The sequence below is a fragment of the Arthrobacter sp. TE26545 genome, from assembly GCF_056279005.1.
The window spans coordinates 1,171,057-1,190,105 of sequence record NZ_JBWBQM010000001.1 but is presented as its reverse complement, the minus strand read 5'-3'; the positions used below and the strand labels follow the sequence as shown (position 1 = coordinate 1,190,105).

The following is a 19,049-nucleotide window of genomic DNA, read 5'->3' as shown; positions in this document are numbered from 1 at the left end:
CACCGCCGGACCCTCCCAGCTCAGATCGGGAACTTGCCCGACAGCTCCAGGGGCCCGGCGCACGTCCAGGCGGACAGCCTGTCGTGGTCCGCGGGTCCGCCGTCGACCGGGCTTTGCAGCTTGGGGCGGCGGACCCAGCAACCGGCCTCCTCGGCGATCAGGGCGCCGGCGGCGAAGTCGTGCTCGTTGAGGCCGCGTTCGCCGAAGGCGTCGTGGCTGCCGTCTGCCACGAGGCACAGATCCAGCGCCGCGGATCCCAGCCTGCGGACATCGGCGAAGCCGTCCATCATGCCGGGCAGGCCGCTGAGCTGGCTGGAACGCGTGGCGGGGTCGTAGCTGAATCCGGTGGCCAGGATGAGTCCTTTGCGGCCGGGTACCGGCCCCGTCAGCCTGCTGGTCTCGCCGGCGACCTCGAGCCAGGCGCCGTGGCCGCGTGCGGCGGAATAGACCCTGCCCAGCGCCGGGGCGTGGACGACGCCGGCCAGCCAGGTGCCGTCGGGACCGGCGACCGCCACGGAGGTGGCGTAGTAGACGATGTTCCGGATGAAGTTGGTGGTGCCATCCAGGGGATCGATGGACCAGCGGTAGCCGCTGCTGTCTTCCGGCCGGGTGGTGCCGTGCTCCTCACCGGTGATGGTGTCGCGCGGGCGGGCGGCCGTGATCGACGCACGGACGGCTTCCTCGGCGGCGACGTCGAATGCGGTCACCCAGTCGCCGGCGTCGCCCTTGTTGCTGACTTCCAGGCCGGCACCGCTGCTTCCGGCGGCGGAGCGGGTGGCGAGCACTCCGGCGCCGGCCGCGGCCGCGCGCTTTGCGACGGCCAGGAGTTCCAGGGCGTCGGTCATTCTGCAGTTCCTTCGCTGGCTTCGGCGGCCACGGATGCCTCGGGATCGGCGTCCTCGGCCGTCCCGGCGTCCGCGCCGGGCAGCGTGCCATCAAGCAACGCCCTGAAACCGTCCTCGTCCAGGACCGGGATGCCCAGCTGCTCGGCTTTGTCGAGCTTCGTGCCGGCGCTTTCACCGGCCACTACGTAGCTGGTGTTCTTCGAGACCGAACCGGCAGCCTTGCCGCCGCGGATGATGATGGCTTCCTTGGCTTCGTCGCGGCTGAAGTTGGGCAGGGTTCCGGTGACGACGACCGTGAGGCCTTCCAGGTTCCGTCGCACGGAACCGTCGCGTTCGTCGGCCATGCGCACGCCCGCTTCCTTCCACCGCTGCACGATTTCACGGTGCCAGTCCACGGCAAACCATTCGATGAGGGCGTCGGCGATGATCGGGCCGACGCCGTCCACCTCGGCCAGTTGTTCCCGCGCGTCAGCGCTCTCGAGGACGGCAAGGAGCTCGTCCATCGAGCCGTACCTGGTCGCGAGCGCACGCGAGGCGGTGGGGCCCACGTGCCGGATGGACAAAGCCACGAGGACCCGCCACAGGGGCTGCGTCTTGGCCTTCTCCAGCTCCTTGAAGAGCTTCTGGGTGTTGGCGCTGGGCTTGGACGGGGTCTTCGCGGTGGGCTTGGTCCAGAAATACGGAACAAGCTCCCACTCCCCCGTGCCCGCACCCTTGGAGCGCTTCTCGCGCCGGATCATGACATCCTGCAGGTCCTCCGGGGTGAGGTCGAAGAGCCGGGCCTCGTTCTCGAGGGGCGGCACCTCAGGGGCGGCCGGCTGCGTGAGCGCGATCGCCGCTTCCCAGCCCAGGGCCTCGATGTCGAACGCTCCCCGGCCCGCGACGTGGAAGACCCGTTCGCGCAGCTGGGAGGGGCAGGAACGGGAATTGGGGCAGCGGATGTCCACGTCCCCTTCCTTGGCCGGGGCCAGGGGCGTATGGCAGGACGGGCATTCGGTGGGCATGACGAATTCGCGTACCGGAGGGTCCTGCTGTTCGCGCAGGGCCAGGACCGGCCCGACGATTTCAGGAATGACGTCCCCGGCCTTCCGAAGGACCACGATGTCACCGATCATGACGCCTTTGGCCTTCACCACGTCCTGGTTGTGCAGCGTGGCCATCTCAACCGTGGAACCGGCCACCTTCACCGGCTCCATGATCCCGAACGGCGTGACGCGGCCGGTGCGGCCGACGTTGACCTGGATGTCCAGAAGCTTCGTGTGGACCTCTTCCGGGGGGTACTTGTAGGCAACGGCCCAGCGGGGAACCCGGGAGGTGTAGCCCAGTGCGCGCTGGGTGGCGAAGTCGTCGATCTTGACCACGATGCCGTCGATCTCATGCAGGAGATCGTGCCGGTGCTCGCCGAAATGCTTGATGAAGTCCAGGACCTCCTCGAAGGAGCCGAGCACCTTCAGGTACGGGCTGACCGGCATGCCCCATTCGGCCAGCAACTTGTACGTTTCGGATTGGCTGGTGGCGGCGAGTCCCTCACGGGCGCCGATGCCGTGCACGAACATCCGCAGCGGGCGCTTGGCGGTCTCGGCGGGGTCTTTCTGGCGCAGCGAACCCGCCGCCGCGTTGCGGGGATTGGCCAGGGGCGCCTTGCCGGCTTCGATCAGGGCCTCGTTGAATTCGGCGAAGTCCTTGGACGGGATGAAGACCTCGCCGCGGATCTCCACCTCGGACGGGAATCCGGAGCCACTGAGCTCGCGCGGGATTTCCTTGATGGTAAGCACGTTGTGGGTGATGTCCTCACCCGTGGTGCCGTCGCCGCGGGTGGCGGCACGGACCAGCTTGCCGTCGCGGTACAGCAGGTTTACGGCCAGTCCGTCGATCTTGAGTTCGGTCAGCCACGCGACGGGCGGGACGCCGGACCCCAGTTTCTCCACCGAAGCTTCGGCCTTCCGCACCCAGGCCTCGAGCTCTTCAAGGGAGAACACGTCCTCCAGGCTGTACATCCGCTGCAGGTGCTCGACGGCGGCGAAGGCGGCCGAGACCTCGCCGCCCACCTCCTGGGTGGGAGAGTCATTGGAGACGAGTTCCGGATGCAGGGCCTCCAGCTCTTCGAGCCGGCGGTAAAGGGCATCGAAATCGGCGTCCGAGATGGTGGGCGCGTCTTCCTGGTAGTACGCGTAACGGTGCTTGCGGACAAGGTCGGCAAGGTTGTCGTACTCTTCGCGGACCGACTGCGCAGGGACTTCCCCTTCGACGGCTTCCACGGTTCCGGGCGTGCTTCCACTTACGCTCTCTACTGTGCTCACCCTCCTATCTTGCCGTAAAGCACGGACAATTCACGGCAGAGCAAAAGCCGGGCGAAGAACCGGAAGCCGGGGCGCTCAGTGGACGCCGATCCGGTTCCTGCTCCACAAGGCGAAGGCAAGGCCGCCGAGGCCCACCAGCAGCACGCCTGCCATGATGGCGAGGATCCCGAAAAGGCCGTTACCCGATGCCGGCTTGTCGCTGACGAACGCGGCCTGGCTGGCCTCCTTGCCGTCGTCGATGGGCTTGTTCCAGTTCGATTCGACCGACGGGCTCGCGCTTGCGCTCGAATGGCTCGGCGTCGGCGTCGCGGAGGTGGATACAGCCGACGGCGTCGGGCTGGCCGCCGTCGTCTCTTCCGGCGTCGCGCTGGGGCCGGGCACCCGGACCGTCGGTGCCGGGGTCACCACCGGGGGCTTCGCCGGCGCCGGCTTCTGGATGACCGGTGCGGGATCCGCCGGCGTCGTCTCGCTGGGTGTGGGCGACGGAAGCACGGGAGCCGGGGAAATGCTCGGGACCACCTGGCAGACCTGCCCGGGAGGGCAGGGCTTGGCCGACTCCCCTGCATGCGCGGCCAGCAGTGGGAAGGCGCACAACAGGAACACAAGGAGCACGGCCGTGAGGGACGCGGCGAACGGGGTCCGCACCGCCGCACGGGCGGCAGCATGGTGCTTCGGGGTGGGGCGAACGGTCATGATGGCCTCAAGGGCAGCGGTGCCGCCCGGAATTGGGGATGGTCCCGGAATTTTCCTATACGCGCGCGGACCCCGCAAATCCATTCGCTGGCTAAACCGGCCCCCGCCGGAGAACCGCCGCTAGCTGCGGTTCTCCGGCGGCAGCGCCACCTGGATCTTGCGGACCCTGCCGCGCCCAACGATGTAGCCCCGGCCCGGAATGAAGTCCGGGCTGATCCGGCCCAGGGAAGTGCTGAGCAGGCTGTCGCCTTCCACGTCCGAGGGGTTGAGCAGCAAGCCGCGGCGCCCGGACTTGAAGGGCTGGGCGAGGGACCAGGCCTGGGACCAGGTGGAGCTTTCCGATTCTCCGACCACCCACTGCTCTGCCTTGATCGAGTCAGTGACCAGCTTGTTGATCGACATTTCGGCGAGGGAATCCGTGAAGTCCGTCAGGCCCTCAATGAAGATCGCCATTGTTCCCGGGCGTTCCGTGGACCGTTCGGTGAGCTCTTCGGCGGCCTCCTCCACCTCGTCGGGCCCAACGAGTGAACGGTTCCAGACCTTGAGTCCTGCCACGGCCGAGCGCCTTGCCCCGATGTAGATCAGTTCCGTGTCCGGGTTGGAGCGGCGCAGGGCGTAGGCCATCGTCACGAGCGCAACCGTGCGGCCGGCACCGGGCGGGCCGGACACCAGCAGCGGCCCCTTGGCCGCGATGGCCGCGGGGTCCAGGGATTCGTCGTCGACGCCGATGACCGGCTGGTCGAGGCTGCCGGCGGGCAGGATGTCCAGGTCCACCTGTTCGGGCAGGCGTTGGATCTGCGGCGCCTCCTCCATGCCCTGCCGTTGCATGGCCTGGGCCAGCTTGGTGACTTCGCGGGCCTGCAGGGCGAGGTTGGAGTTCCCGCCGAGCACGGCCAGCTGCACCTCAAGATCGCCGAGGAGTCCGCGGCCGGGCGGTGACGCCGGGCTGAGCACATCCTTGGGGACGTCCAGGGTCATGTAGTCGTCCTCGGAGCTGAGGCGCAGGACCAGGCGGCGCTGGATCGAGGCGAGCAACGACGCCGGAACCGAATTGGGCCGGTCACCGCTGACCACCAGGTGGATGCCCAGCGGACGGCCGTCCGTGGCCAGCTGCAGGAAGATGTCCCACAGCGCGGACAGCCGGCTGTATTCGTAGGCTTCGCGGAACGCCGACATGCCATCCACCAACACGAAAATGCGCTTCTCGTCGGGCCGGTTGGCCAGTTTCCGGTACTCCACGATCGTGGAAGCCCGGACCTCGGCGAAGCGGGCGGAACGGTCGTCGGCGATGTCGCGGAGCCAGCGCAGCAGCCGGCCGACACGTTCGACGTCGTCACCGCCGATGATCTCGCCCACGTGCGGCAGGCCGTCGAGCATCTTCAGGCCCGAGGAACCGCAGTCGATGCCGTAGACGTGCACCGGCCCGCCGCGGGGCGTGACGGCGGCGGCGATGGCGATGCCGCGCAGCGCCGCCGACTTGCCCGAGCCGCCCGTGCCGTAGACGGCCATGTTGCCGTCCTTGTCCGGTTCGTAGAACACGGTTGGCTGGTCCTGGTGCACGGGGTCGTCGGCCACGCCGAGCAGCAGCCGTTCATCGGTGCGCGGGTTGGGCAGCTTGGAGAAGTCATAGGTGGTGGCCAGTTCGTTGAGCCACGGCTTCCGGGGCGGGTCGATGCCCAGCGAGTCGGCGGCCCGGATGATGTTGGTGGTCATCCGCGAAATGTCGTTCGGACCGGCGGGCTCCTCCTTGACGGCGTCCACCGGAGCCGGCGCTTCCCAGCTCGCACCGGAACCGAAGGCCATTTCCACGATGTCGATCCGCGGACGTTGGGGCTTCTCGGTGGTCCAGCCTCCGGCGTACCCGGTCTGGAAGCCCTGGATCCGGCCGGGGCCGGTCTTGGCGGCACCGCGGCCGGGAATGGACGGATCGAAGTAGGCGGCCAAGGGCACCCCGAGGATGTCCGTGGCATCGTCCTCATCGGCCATGCGCAGCGCGACGCGCAGGTTGGTGTTGGCCCGCAGGCTGTCCTTGATGACGCCGGCCGGGCGCTGCGTTGCCAGGATCAGGTGCACGCCCAGGGAACGGCCACGGGCGGCAACGTCCACGACGCCGTCCACGAACTCCGGCATCTCCGAGGCCAGCGCGGCGAATTCGTCCACGATGATGATCAGGTACGGCGGCGCCTCGGGATCCGCTTCGCGCTGCAGGGCGAGCAGGTCCTTGGCCTTCTTCCGGTTGAACAGGTGCTCGCGGTAATGTAGTTCGGCGCGCAGCGAGGTGAGTGCCCGGCGCACGAGGTGCGGCGACAGGTCGGTCACGAGGCCCACGGTGTGCGGAAGCTTCACGCAGTCGGCGAACGCGGCGCCGCCCTTGTAGTCCACGAAGAGGAAGGTGACCCGGTCCGGGCTGTAGGCCGAGGCCATGCCCATCACCCAGGACTGCAGGAACTCGGACTTGCCGGCGCCGGTGGTGCCGCCCACGAGGGCGTGTGGGCCCTCGTTCTTGAGGTCCAGGTAGAACGGCTCCACGCCCTTGGATCCCACGAGGGCGCGCAGGCTGCCGTTGTCCTTGCGGTTGGGCACGGCGCTGGAGTGCACCGAGTTGTTCTCCTGCCAGCGTTCGGCCACCGCCTGCGGGACGTCCATGAAGTCCTTCCCCACGAGCGTCACGTAGGATACCGCGCGCGGCAGGTCGGAGTCGTCGTCGACCGGCTTGCCGACGTCCACCAGCGGCGACATCATGCGGGCCAGCTGGGTGGCGAGCCCGGCTTCGACGCTCTCGCAGCTCACCGGGTAGGTGTGGCGTCCGAGCCGGACCTGGCCGGTGGTGGTGCCGTGGTCGCCGTCGACAGCCATGAAGTCGCGGCAGGCTGCCGGCAGGGCCTGCACGTTGGCGGCCACCCACATGACGTGCACGCCGGAGTCGGGTCCGCGTTCCACCAGGCGGGTGAGCCGGCCGCGGTCCACGGGCGCGTCGTCTTCCACTACCACCAGGACGGTGGGCAGCACCGGCGCGGCGATTTCGCCGTGTTCGTTGGCCAGGGACGGGCGCGGCAGCGGCCGCGGGTCCTTGGAGGCTGCCTCCCGCTGCTCCACGAGGTCTTCGAGCTTGGACAGCAGGGAAGCACCCGCACCGGGTCCTGCCGCGAGGTGGTCGCCGGAAAGCGGGCTGTGGCCGGAGCCGACGTGGGGCAGCCACTGCAGCCAGTTCCAGCGCTCACGCGAACGGGCCGAGGTCAGCGAGGTGACCACGAGTTCCGCCGGCGAATGCAGGCCCACCAGTTGCAGGACCATCCCGCGGGCGACGTCGTCGACCAGTCCGCGCTCACCGGCGATGCCGAAGGAACCGGAGGTCCGCAACTGGGAAACGACCGGCACGCCGTCGATCATCCGCACCTGGGCCAGGCACTCCTGGATCTCGCGCATGTACTGCGCCTCGGTGTCATTGCTGCCCGGCTCTTCGAAAGGAATGCGCGACGGCGCCGTGCCTAGCCCGAAGCGCACGCCCAGGAAGCCTTGGTGTTCCGGGCGGTGGGTCCACAGCAGGGGGCCGAGCTTGTAGATCGCGTCGACCGTGTCGCTCACGGACGGCGATTCCTGCAGCCGCACCGAGCGTTCGATGTTCTGCTGCTCGGCGATGTCTTCGCGGAACGCCAGCATGGAGGCGCGGAAGTGCTTGATGGCCTCCTTCATCTGCCGCTTCGACTGGACCTTGTGGTCCACATAGTGGCCGATGATGAACAGCGGCATCATCATCATGAACACCACGGAGAGGAAGTTCTGGGTAACCGCGAACATGATACCGCCCATGAGGAGCGGGGCCATCAGCATGATGTACGGGAAGGCCTGGTGGTCCGGGCGTTTGGGGCCGGCCGGAACCACCCTCTTGGGCGGGTCGAAGCGCGGCACCACGCGCGGGGACCGGTTGAAGTCCACCAGCGGGGAACTCGGCGCGGCGCCGTGGTTGCGGGACAGCGCGACGACGCCCACCGTGGTGTCGCCGAGGGTGACCGTGTCCGAGGAGTTCAGGGTGGCCCGCGCTACCGGCAGCCCGTCCATGAGCAGGCCGTTGGCGGAGTTGGTGTCCGCGATTTCCACCGTCTCGGCAACGGTGATGCGGGCGTGCCGTTTGGAGGTCATGGGATCGCTCAGGCGGACGTCCACGTCCCGGTCGCGTCCGATGTAGCTGGTTCCGAACGGCAAGGAAAACTCGCTGCCGGAGTCGGGCCCGGACAGCACACGGAGAGTCGCCGCCGTCGGGCCGCGGTTTCCGCCCGGAGTAGCGAACTGTTCGCTCACCTGCGTCAGTGACACCGTGGAGCCAGGGCGCAGCCCGGACTCCAGCAGGTTCCCGGCAGGATCCAGCACGATGCCGCTCATGCCCGCCCCGACGAAAGCCTCATCGACCTTGAGGGAGAGGTTCGGCGGGACGTCGGTGCCTTGGCGGTCCGGGTCGGCGGCCCAGAGCTCGCCGGCGATGTCAGCGACCGTGGCACGGCCGTCCACGGTGACCGCGAGGTCCTTGGCAACGGCGGGATCGCGGCGCAAAGTCAGGCGGAACTTCATGCTTCGTCAACGCCCCTCATCTTTTCCAGCAGGTACAGGTCCTCCGCGGTGACAAGGTGCGAGGTGACGGCGTGCTCCACCAGCCGGGCGCGCCGGTTCGTGGCGAGTTTTCCGCCGCCGCCGCGCAGGCCGACCACGCCCACGCGGTCCAGCTTGTCGCAGACGTTGTCGAGCTTGCGGTTGAAACGGGTCAGTGCCCAGCCCAGGCGTTTGGCGGCCTCCGCCGAGGACGGGATCGAGCTGAAGCCCGTCCCGTCGCGGCGCAGCATCGGCTCTGCCAGGGCGACGATCAGGGCCTTCTGCGAGTCGGTGAACACCACCGGCCCGATCGTCGTGTCGCCGGCAGAGTCGTCGTCGCGGACTTCCTGGCGGAACGACGGCGTCTTCAGGTGCACCGCGAACTCGTAGGTGGTGGGCCCTGCCGTGAAAATCACGTTCGTGTGGCTGAACACCAGCGGGATGCGCGCGCCCGGTGCCAGCCAGGCCTGCATGCCGCCGGAGCCGTCCGCGATGGTGGCCGAGAGCATGCTGCCCACGTTGCTCAGCCACCAGATGCCGTCATAGCGTGCGATCTGCAGGAACCGGCGGTGCAGGTACGGGTTGTCGTCAACCTCCAGGTCGCCTTCACGACCGATGTTGAAGACGTCTTCGTCAGACGGCTCATGCCATTCCCCACAGAAATCTATGGCTAGATCTCCCATGACCGGCCTCCTTGGTCCTCGTAGCTGTGTTTCATTACTTCCCGATAAAGCAGTTGATGGAGCTGTCGCCGGCCGGTGACGCGTTGCCGTCCGAGCGGACGATGATCACCTGGATGCAGGTCCGGCCGCCGGGGCTCTCGGTGATTTCCATCGCCGGGGCCTTCGTGGCGTGGTAGTCGGCGTCCGCAGCGAATGCCCGCCGCCATTTGTAGGTGTCGCCGTCCTGCGGCTGCGGGTTTGTCCACGTGAAGCGGAGCTTTCCGGCTGCGGTGCGCTTCGCTGCCAGGTTCGCGACATCCGGCACAACCCCGTTGTCAAGGGCATCCGCCGGCGGCTTGCTGTTCGTTTCCATCGGCTGCGCCTTCTGGGGTGCGGTGGCACCCAGGACGATTCCGACGACGACGGCGACCACCAGCACCGCGGAACCGGCGGCGGCGAGCACGAGGTTCCGTTTGCGGTGGTCGGGAGCACCGGTCTCCCCGCCGTCGCTGTCCTGTTCCGCCGCGGCCGGCCGGTTGACCGTGGCGGCAAGGTCCGGTTCGGAGTAGTGCGGAGCCGGCTGCGGTCCGGGCGCCGGACTCCCGGTGAAGGCCGGCGGTGTGTAAGCGGGGGCGCCCGGCGTCCAACCGCGCAACACGGTGGACTCGTTCTGCTCCTCCTGGGGAGCTGTCTGCGGAGCCGGCTTCGGAGCTGTCTGTGGATCCGGCCGCGGCGCAGCCTGCACTGCGGGCGGCTGGGTCCGGGTATTCGGGAAGGTCCGGGCCGGGAACGTCGGCGCGGAAGCGGTGGGCGAGGTGCCGCCGTCGGGATCGATCGAGGCGACGCTGCGGACCCGGGTTTCCTCGAAGTTGTCGTCCGGGTGGACGTCGTCGCCGCCCTGTTCGGCGAGTACCTCAAAAGGCGTCACCGACAGGTTCAGCTCGGCCTGGATCCGCTGCAGTGCCAGTGCGAAGGCGTGCGCCGAGGAGTACCGGGATTCCGGCGCTTTCGCCATCGCGGTCGACAGCACCAGCTCCAGCGACTCGGGAACATCGGCCCGCCCGAGGCGCGGCACGGGCGAGTTGGTGATGCGGGAAATCAGTTCGCGCTGGGAGTTGTCCTGGCCCGGCATCACGAAGGGTGAACGGCCTGCGAGCAGGGTGTAGAGCGTGGCGCCAAGGGCCCAGACGTCCACCGGCACGCCGTCCACCGGGCCGCCGCGGAACTGCTCGGGGGGCGACCACGGAATGGACATCCCGGCGTCGTCATCGCTGTCGTCACCGATCGTGCCGGAGATGCCGAAGTCGGTCAGAGCCGGCCGGTTGTAGTCGGTCACCAGGATGTTCGCGGGCTTGATGTCCCGGTGCACGATTCCTGCGCGGTGCGCGGTCTCGACGGCGGAAGCCACCTGGATGCCCACGGCCAGGACCTCGTCGACACTGAAACGCTGGCGGCGGTAGCGCACGTCAAGGCTCGGCCGGGAGCAGTACTCCATGGCCAGGTATGAGTGTCCGTCCCCGGTGGTTTCGGCCTCGAAGATGGTCACGATGTACGGGTGCGAGGACAGCTGCGCCATGAGGTTGGCTTCGGACTCGAAGCGGCGGCGCGCATCTTCGGTCTTCAGGTCCGAGAGGAGCACCTTGACGGCCACCCTGCGGCGCGGCCGGTCCTGCTCGTAGAGGTAGACGTCTGCAAAGCCCCCGGAGCCGAGGTGGCTGATGTATTTGTAACCGGGAAGGGGCGGCGGTGGTGCAGGGGGCCGCTTGGAACTCACAGAATCTCCTCGAAACGCAATGAAATGTTGTCGCCCAGCTCGGCGATGTCGCCGTCCAGGACAATGGCCATCTCGTTCTGGGCAAGCCGGCGCGGCGCCTGGCCTTCCCGGACCAGGACCGTGCCGTTGGTGGCCTTGAGGTCGCAGAGCATCACGTGCCATCCCTCCAGGCGGACCTCGACGTGCGATCGTGAAATGTCCCCGCCCGGGCTCTCCACCTGGACCAACGCCGGCATGCCGCCGCCCTGGACCCGGGACACCGACGGCTGGCGACCGATGACCAGCGAACGGTCCAGCTCGATGACTTCACCAGTGGACAGGCGGAGCTTGCCCAGGCTCGGACGCGGGACCTGGACGCCCTCGCCGGACATGGCGCTCCCACAGGACGCGCACTGCGCGTAGGTGGGCGGGTTGGCGTGGCCCTGCGGGCAGACCCGGGCCAGGACCAGCGGACGCTTGGTTCCATCGGGCAGGAGTTCCCCGCCCGTGGGCGCGGCCGGGGCCGGGGTGGCCGGGAGGTTCGCCAGGCTGCTCTTCATGACGGTGTGGCCGTCGTGGTCGCTGTCTTCGTCCCCGGCGTCGGAAAATGCGCCGGGCGCGAAGGATGCAGGCGGCGGGGCGGCCGGCGGCGCCCATTGCTGCGGCGGAGCGGAGGGTTGCGGGGCGGGGGCGGAATTGCCGGAAAGCCAAGGCACGGAGGAAATCAGCCCGCCGGTTTGCGGAGCAGGCTGGTGTTGCGGAGCAGGCTGCTGCTGGGCTGGCTGCTGCTGGGCTGGCTGCTGCTGGGTTGGGGCCGGCTCCGGCGACTGCGGCCGGGCTTCGGGTGCCCGGACCGCCGGCGTGGGCTCCGCGTGCTCCTCCTCGTCCGGGTTCACCCGCACGGCGGCATCCTCGATGCTGCGGATGACGGTCCGCTCCCACAGGTGGTCATAGCTGCTGGTCTGTTCCAGGTTCCGGACAATTTCGTCCGTGGTGGCACCGGTGTCCACACCGACCTCCACGGCCGGGGGCGCGTCGGTGGCCTCCGAGCCGTCATGGAGGTGGCCGGGCGCGATCGTCAGTTCCAGGTCGTCCTGTTCTGGTTCGTCCTGTTCTGCTTCGTCCTGTTCGGATTCTTGCGGCACCGCTTCGAGCTGTTTTGCATCGACCTGTTCCGCTTCGTCCTGCTCCGCGTCGACGGGCCCGCCAGCCGGCGCGGGCCCGGCCTCGGCCTCCGGCGCGGACGCAGCCTCAGGCGCCAGCGCGGGCGCGGCCTCGGACGCCGGCTCGGGCTCAAACGCGAGGATCGTTTCGACCGAAGCGGGCCGTTCCGCCGTCGGGAGCCCGGGGGCAGAGGTAACGGCGACGGGTTCCGGAGACTGTTGCTGGGCACCGGGCACCGGTCCGGCGGCCGGAACCTTGGGTTCTTCGCCCGGGACGAGCGTGGCCTCCAGGCCGGACAGCAACACCACGCCCTCCTGCAAAGGCAGGGAGCCGGCCGCAGCGGAATCCGCTCCGTTGCTTTGGGCCGCGCCGATCCGCAGGCGGTAGGAGCCGGGGAGCTCCATCCGCCGCTCCGTCCACGTGGTCACGTCGCGGCCGTGGATGTTGTGCGGCACACCGGCGTAGGTTTCCAGGTCGAGGTCGCCGCGCAGGACAACGCGCAGCGCGTCCTTGGCGTCGATGATGCCGAACGCCGGGATGCGGGTCAGGGACACGCCGAAGGCTTCGGTGACTTCGTTCAGGATTTCGTGGATCTCCGGGCGGCGCTCCAGCAGGGCCCACAGGGATTCCAGCAGCTCCGGTCCGGTGCCGGGGCCGAGCACCACCACCGTCCCGGAACGGACCACGCCGAACCAGTCGCCGGGAACATAGTTATTCCTTGCCATCGCCGCCGTCCCCGTGTCCGTCCGCACCGGATGTGCCGCCGTCTCCGGCGTCGCCCGCGGTAGGCAGCTCATGGCGCGGCAGGGTATCTTCGTCTTCCGCCTCGGCCCCCGGCCGCGGCGCGGTGGTGGCAACGCCGGCGTCGTTCAGGACGTTCTTGGCGTCCACCACAACAACCGTCACGTTGTCCCGCCCGCCGGACCGCAGGGCCGCCTGGATCAGGGCGTCCACGGCGTCCTGGGGGTGGCCCACGGTGCTCAGGATCCGGAAGATGTGCTCGTCATTGAGTTCGCCGGTGAGTCCATCGGAGCAGACCAGGATCCGGTCCCCTTCATGGATGGGAAGGAGCCAGAAGTCGGCCTCGGTCTCGTCTCCGGTGCCCAGCGCGCGGGTGACGACATGGCGGCGCGGGTGCACATTCGCTTCCTCCGGGGTGATGCTCCCTGCGTCCACCATTTCCTGCACCTCTGAATGGTCCACGCTGATCTGGGCGAATTCGCCCTGGCTGAGCAGGTACGTGCGTGAATCGCCGATGTTCATGACCAGCCAGTACGGCAGTCCCATCTGCTCCACCACGACGACGCCGGACAGGGTGGTCCCCGCCCGGGCGCCGGTCGCGCTGCGGATGCGGGCGTCCGCAGCCAGCAGGCAATCCTGCAGTACCGCCGCCGTTGCGGTGCGGATGCCCGAAGGCAGCTGCGGGTAGCTGCCGAGCGTGCGGACACAGATGCCGCTGGCGATCTCCCCGGCTTCATGCCCGCCCATGCCGTCGGCTACCGCGAACACCGGATCCGAGGCGATGAACGAGTCCTCGTTGAGTTCGCGGCGGAGGCCGCGGTCCGTGCCGTAGCCGTAGCTCAGCCCGAATCCAGACTCGTTGGCGGTCGCAGCTGCGGCTGCGGGCTGTGAATTCATGCCTGTCCTAGGTGGAAGAAACGGTCGCCGAACCGGACGGTGGACCCGGGGCGGACAAAAACGGGCTCTCCGGGAAGCAGCCGGCTTTGGTTGCCGTCCGGGGTGGTGACGGCCGAGCCGTTGGTGGAATTGCGGTCCGTGACCCAGACGCCGTCGCCCTCGCGGCGGAGCTGCAGGTGGGTCTTGGAGATCGAGCGCCCGGGATCGGACACAGGGATCAGCTGCTCAACGGATTCCCCGGCCATGGCGGCGGGGTTGCGTCCGAGCAGCAGGGAGGCTCCCACTTCAAAGTCCTGGCCGTCGTCGAGGCGGATCCGGAGCACCGCCGGGGCCGCCGCCTGGACGCCGGGGCGCAGCTGCGTACGCTCGACGTCGTCATCGGGGTGCGCTGCCTGGGCCTCCCCCGCCGGCGCGGCCCAGGGCGGGGCTGAGACCGGCGGTTGCCATTGGTTCGGGTTGTGCTGGGGGTTCGGGTTGTGCTGCGGAACCGGGTTGTGCTGCGGAACCGGCGCTCCGTGCCGCGCGCCGTCCGCCGGCCCCGGCTGCGGGATCTGCAGGGGCTGCCCGGGCTGGGCGGGCGCCTTGGCGGCAGGCATCGCCACCGGGGACGCCACCTGCTTGACCGGCGGCAGGTCCATCGGCGCAAAGTTGTACTCCCCCGGGATGCCGCCCGTCTTCACCGGGTTGCGGCCGGCGGAGACATCGAACACCAGGGCTTTGGACACTTTGTCGTGCCAGCCCCGCAACCGGCCCTGCTTGTCCCAGGCGTTGGAGACCACAACGATCACGGCCCATGCGATGGACAGAACGAAGAGCGGAGCAAGGATGAGCAGGGCGATGCCGAGCCAGCCGAGTGCCACCACCAGGACGGCGGCAATGACGGTGAGCAGCAACACTCCGCCGGTGATCAGGCCGCGCAGGAACACGATGCCGCCGCCCGGGGCGTACCCGTCGGCGTCCGCGCTGCGGATGCCCATCAGCTGGTTCCCGATCGTGTTGCCGCTGCGGGCTTCGATGCCAAGCAGCACCGCGGTGTAGACGAGAGTCACCCCGACGGCGATGCTGCCCAGGAGAACGAGCAGCCCCGTGTCGTAGACGATGAAGCCGTTGCTGCGCTGCTCGGTGATCCCGGCCGCTCCGACGCCGAGGGCGATACCCAGGATGACCGCCGGGCCAAGCCAGTCGAGCACCGCAGCTCCGAGCCGTTTGCCCGTCGACGCCGGGACCAGTTCGGCGTTGTTGTTCATGGTCGTCCCTCCCCCTGGCACTTGCGGCACGCGCTGCCCCGCCGGAGCCGGTCCTGTGGCACCGGGCGGTGCGGGCGCTATGGCGATCCTACCGGCATCGCTTCCGGCCTGAGGGGCAGCCAGGTCCATCCTGGCCATCTGGACCTGGCTGATGTTGCGTTCGATCCGGGCACCGCGGTTGCTCAGCGGCGCACCGCATTTGGTGCAGAATGATGCGCCCGGTTTCACGGCCTGGCGGCAGGCCGGGCACCGTTCCTCGTGGCCGCTCGTCACTGCTGTTGTTCCTTTCCTGCATCGTTTGCCGGCTCCGTGTTCCTGCGGAAGACCGCGCGGAGGCGGTGCGGCTTGAGGTTGCCGTCCCGGATCGCGGTGCGCGCTTCGGCGAGCAGCGACCGCGGCGAGAAGCGCGCCTGCTGGCGCTTCCAGAAGCCGACGTTGCTGGTGATGTCCTTGAGGGAACCGTCCACGATTTCCCAGTACTTCCGGACGTCTTCCTCGCTCGGCTGCCCTGCGCCGAAGATCGCGGCATCGGCACGGCCGGCGAGCATCGTCGTCGTCGAGCTGTTCACCGGGAACGCCTCGGCAATAACCTCGGCGGACTCCCGGCGGGTGGCCTTGCCGTTGATCGCAGCACCCATGTCGGTGGCGAGGCTGACCACCTCGCTCCAGCCGCCGCCGACACGTTGCGCCGGGTGCCCGGTGTTCAGCCGGCTCTTACGGCGCCGCAGTTTCAGCAGCAGGATCAGCGCCAGGGGCAAGGCAAGGATCACCAGCGGAAGCAGCGCGGTTCCGATCGCGGCCAGCAGCGCCCCCCAGAACAGCCACGGGTTGTTCTTCTTCTCGTCGGCGTCCAGGGCATCAGGGGTGGAGTCCGGCGGGAGGTCCGCCGGCTCCTGCGGCGGGGGCGGCGGCTGGAGGACCTGCGGCTTGGGCTTGGACTTGGTCTGCGGGTCCGGCGGGATCGGCACGTTGTCCTTGGGCGGGGTGGGATCGAAGGCAACCCAGCCCACGCGGTCGAAGGCGACCTCGACCCACGCGTGCACGTCCTTGCCCTTGATCGGGATGTCCGCCGCACCGTTTTCCGGGCTCTTCGGGTCCGGGTAGAAGCCCATCACCACACGGGAAGGGATGCCCAGGTGGCGCAGCATCAGGGACATGGCCACGGAGTACTGTTCGTCGTCGCCGAGCATCTGCTTGGCGGTCAGCAGCCCGCGGATGCGGGCGGAGCTGTGGCCGGGCAGGCTGGGAAGCTGGCCGTCGGCCACCAGGCCGTTGCTGAACGCCCCGGACTTCTGGAAGTGGGCCTCGATCTGCCGCACCCGGTCGATCGCCGTGGGCGCATCGGCGGACAGCTCGTTGGCCTGCGAACCGACCACCGGTGGCACCTCTTCAGCCGCCGGCAGCGTCAGCTTGGCGAAGTCGTACTGGGTCAGCTGCCCGTGTTCGAGCTTGCCGGGATCGGAGACCCGTACGGAGTAGTTGTCGCCCTGGCTGAGGCCCTTGGTGGTCACCGCGGTGTCCGTTCCGGCGTTGAAGTACAAGCCGGACGCCGCCTGCGAACCGTTGGCGAAGCTGATGCCCGTGGTGTGGCGTCCGCCGGGAACGAAGTAGCCCTGGTAGTCCTCCACCGTGATGTCCAGGCTGTAGGTACTCCCGACGGCTCCGCCGTCATCTTCCGGTGGGGTGTTCAAGGCACGCGCGTCGCCCACCTTGTTGAAGCTGCCGGAGCCGTTCGGGTCCATGTTGTAGTTCAGGCCGTTGAAGGAGTCCAAGGCGGCCAGGCGCACACGGCCGTCCTTGGGCAGGCCCTTGACTGTGAAAAGGGTGTCGTCCTTCTTGTCCTTCACGAACTCCCGGAAACTCGCCAGCGGCGTGATGTAGTCCCGCGGGTCGAACGGCGGGACGATGCTGTTGCGCAGCACCTTGCGGTCGTCCGTGGCGGTGATGAGCGGCGAGGCGACGGCGGTGATGCCGACGGCGGCTGCAATCACTGCCGCTGCCATCCCCAAGCGGCGCAAACGTCCGCGTCGGGCCACCCGGGCGTCGGCCTCGGGACGGTTCGCTGACACCCTCCGGGTGTCGTTGCGACGGAGCACGTCGCGGCGGAAGGTCGCCCAGGCGATGGCGCCGATGGCAACGCCGACGCCGCGCTCGACGTTGAGGAAGGCCGCGCTGGTGCTGAACAGGATGCCGGTGACGAACAGCGCCAGCACCGGCAGCAGCGGCCAGTACGGGCTCTTCAGCCGCCAGGCGAGGAGGCCGGCCGCCACGGCACAGATCAGTGCGCTGAGGAAGGGCACGATCAGCATTCCGCCCGCGGTGCCCACCGGGACGCCGACTGTCAGCATGTCCTTCCAGGCGAACACCACACCCAGCAGCAGGGTGCGCAGGGAGTCGAGGCTGGGCAGCACCGCCGCGATGGCCGCATCCGGCACCGCCAGCGCTGTGCCCAGGATCATGTAGGCACCGAAGGCCAGGGCCACGGTGATAAGCAAGCCGAGGCGGTAGTGCGCATTGGCAGCGGCGATTCCCAAGCCGATCACGATTCCGCCGAAACCGGCCAGGAGGTAGTGCGGATCGCCGCCGAAGCTTTGGCTGAACCCGAGCACGCCAAGGCCCAGCAGCAGGACCAGGGCACCGGCGTCGAGCGCGGAATGCCACAGCGGACGGCCGTCCGCGAAGGCCGACTGGGCAGGCTGCTGCTTCCGGGAGGCGCGGTGGGCTCGAGGGGTTTGGGCGGAGCTCATGCGGCCGCCTTCCGGAGTACCAGGGCAAGATCGTCAAGATCGCCAACGGTCAGGACGGTCAGGTCCGCGATGTTGGCGCGGGCCGGAGCGGCACCGGCCTGTACGCGAACGGCAAGGCTCCGCACCCCCGCGGGAACCGAGGCCGATGCGGATCGCAGCTGGGTTGCGGTCACGCCGCTGCCCACAACAAAGAAGACCACGGAGGCGTTGGGCACCGTGTCTGCCAGGGTCCGGGCGAGGTCGACGGCGTTGCGGCGCATGGGTGCGCCCACGATCCTGGTCATATCGTCCAGGAGGTTCCGCCCGGTTTCACAGCGCAGCGGCCCCTTCTGCGTCAGCACGTCGAGTTCACGCTGTTCGCGGATGGCCTGGCGGCCGATGGAGGCAGCCACCGAGATCGCGAGCTCGAACTCCGTCTCGGATTCGTATTCGTCAGTGTTGATCGACAAGGAGATGGCCAGGTGTGCACGCCGGGTCTCCTCGAACTGGCGGACCATCAGCTTGTTGGTGCGTGCGGTGGTCTTCCAGTGGATGTGCCTGCGGTCATCGCCGGGCACGTAGTCGCGCAGGGCGTGGAAGGACACGTCCGCACTGGAAAGCTCCGTGGTGGGCATGCCTTCGAGGTCGCGGATGAAGCCCGCGGCCGAACCGGCCAGGACCGTAGTCTTCGGGTGGACGTAAAGGTCCACCGGGTCCGTCCAGAGCACGCGGCGGCGCAGCAGGTGCAGCGGATCAGCCCGCACGGAACGCACGGGCCCGACGACGATCACGGCACGGCGCGCCGTCGGGATGGTGAATAGGTCCTCATGCACCTGGGCCGGCTTCATCCTGGGCAGGTGGAAGACCGCTGTGTTGCTGCCGACCGGCAGCTCCAGGTCCGCCGGGAGGAGCGGCCGGGTGGAGGTGTTGGAGACGGCGATGCTGCCGACGGCGTCATCGCCCACCGCCACACGGGTCCGCGACATGTCGAGTACCACGCCGTAGGCGGAGCGGCCGAGGACAAAGGCCACGGCGAAGAGGAACAGCAGGAAGGCCACGAGCGCTGCCGACTTTGCCTCCTGCCAGCCCCAGGCCTGCCCGGCCATCCACAGCAGGATGGCGGCGGCCAGGACGACCCAGCCGAGGATGCTGACCACGGACAGGAAGGGCCATGCATAGGCAAGCCAGAGGCTGCTCAGCTTCTTCCGGAACGGGGCAAGCCATTCGGCCAAGGCCTGGGACGCCTCACGCCAGACGGCGGCAGGGTGCAGCTTCGACGGGATCCTCTCGGGGAGCTTGGCTGCCCCTCCCCCGAGGGTACCGAGACGCTCCCTGAGCGGAGCCAGGGAGCGTCTGGCGGATGCAGCAGCCCGTTTCAAGGGTGTGCCGGTAGACATTGTGGAGACCTTTGTTTGTGGAACCGGGTGTTTGTGGACC

General features: G+C 68.7%; 11 protein-coding genes. All 11 read right to left on the bottom strand.

Annotated features, from left to right (window positions below; translation table 11 throughout):
* Window positions 1-20 precede the first annotated feature (20 nt).
* On the bottom strand, window positions 21-845 hold the full coding sequence (locus tag ACZ9CK_RS05200) for an inositol monophosphatase family protein (RefSeq protein ID WP_426302680.1): 825 nt from the start codon (window positions 843-845) through the stop codon (window positions 21-23).
* On the bottom strand, window positions 842-3,145 hold the full coding sequence (ligA, locus tag ACZ9CK_RS05195; protein ID WP_426302679.1) for an NAD-dependent DNA ligase LigA: 2,304 nt from the start codon (window positions 3,143-3,145) through the stop codon (window positions 842-844). The genes ACZ9CK_RS05200 and ligA overlap by 4 nt, the downstream gene beginning before the upstream one ends.
* A gap of 75 nt (window positions 3,146-3,220) precedes the next feature.
* Window positions 3,221-3,838: a hypothetical protein gene (locus ACZ9CK_RS05190; RefSeq protein ID WP_476049429.1), complete on the bottom strand. Its 618-nt coding sequence runs from the start codon at window positions 3,836-3,838 to the stop codon at window positions 3,221-3,223.
* Window positions 3,839-3,958: 120 nt separating this feature from the next.
* A complete protein-coding gene (locus tag ACZ9CK_RS05185) occupies window positions 3,959-8,404 on the bottom strand; it encodes an FtsK/SpoIIIE domain-containing protein (protein ID WP_476049428.1) in 4,446 nt (1,481 codons plus the stop codon).
* Window positions 8,401-9,105: a hypothetical protein gene (locus ACZ9CK_RS05180; RefSeq protein WP_426302676.1), complete on the bottom strand. Its 705-nt coding sequence runs from the start codon at window positions 9,103-9,105 to the stop codon at window positions 8,401-8,403. The genes ACZ9CK_RS05185 and ACZ9CK_RS05180 overlap by 4 nt, the downstream gene beginning before the upstream one ends.
* Window positions 9,106-9,139: 34 nt before the next feature.
* The gene (locus tag ACZ9CK_RS05175) at window positions 9,140-10,858 is read right to left on the bottom strand and encodes a serine/threonine-protein kinase (RefSeq protein ID WP_476049427.1); all 1,719 of its coding nucleotides are present in this window, start codon (window positions 10,856-10,858) and stop codon (window positions 9,140-9,142) included.
* On the bottom strand, window positions 10,855-12,726 hold the full coding sequence (locus ACZ9CK_RS05170; protein ID WP_476049426.1) for an FHA domain-containing protein: 1,872 nt from the start codon (window positions 12,724-12,726) through the stop codon (window positions 10,855-10,857). The genes ACZ9CK_RS05175 and ACZ9CK_RS05170 overlap by 4 nt, the downstream gene beginning before the upstream one ends.
* Window positions 12,713-13,639, bottom strand: coding sequence for a PP2C family protein-serine/threonine phosphatase (locus tag ACZ9CK_RS05165; protein ID WP_426302672.1), 927 nt, complete (start codon window positions 13,637-13,639; stop codon window positions 12,713-12,715). The genes ACZ9CK_RS05170 and ACZ9CK_RS05165 overlap by 14 nt, the downstream gene beginning before the upstream one ends.
* Window positions 13,636-15,159 (bottom strand): RDD family protein, encoded by a 1,524-nt coding sequence (locus ACZ9CK_RS05160; RefSeq protein WP_476049425.1) that lies wholly within the window; start codon window positions 15,157-15,159, stop codon window positions 13,636-13,638. Before ACZ9CK_RS05160 ends, ACZ9CK_RS05165 begins: the two co-directional genes overlap by 4 nt.
* Window positions 15,156-17,633, bottom strand: coding sequence for a transglutaminase TgpA family protein (locus tag ACZ9CK_RS05155; RefSeq protein ID WP_426302670.1), 2,478 nt, complete (start codon window positions 17,631-17,633; stop codon window positions 15,156-15,158). Before ACZ9CK_RS05155 ends, ACZ9CK_RS05160 begins: the two co-directional genes overlap by 4 nt.
* Complete coding sequence (locus ACZ9CK_RS05150) at window positions 17,630-19,009, bottom strand: DUF58 domain-containing protein (RefSeq protein ID WP_476049424.1); 1,380 nt, start codon at window positions 19,007-19,009, stop codon at window positions 17,630-17,632. Before ACZ9CK_RS05150 ends, ACZ9CK_RS05155 begins: the two co-directional genes overlap by 4 nt.
* Between the last annotated feature and the right edge of the window lie 40 nt (window positions 19,010-19,049).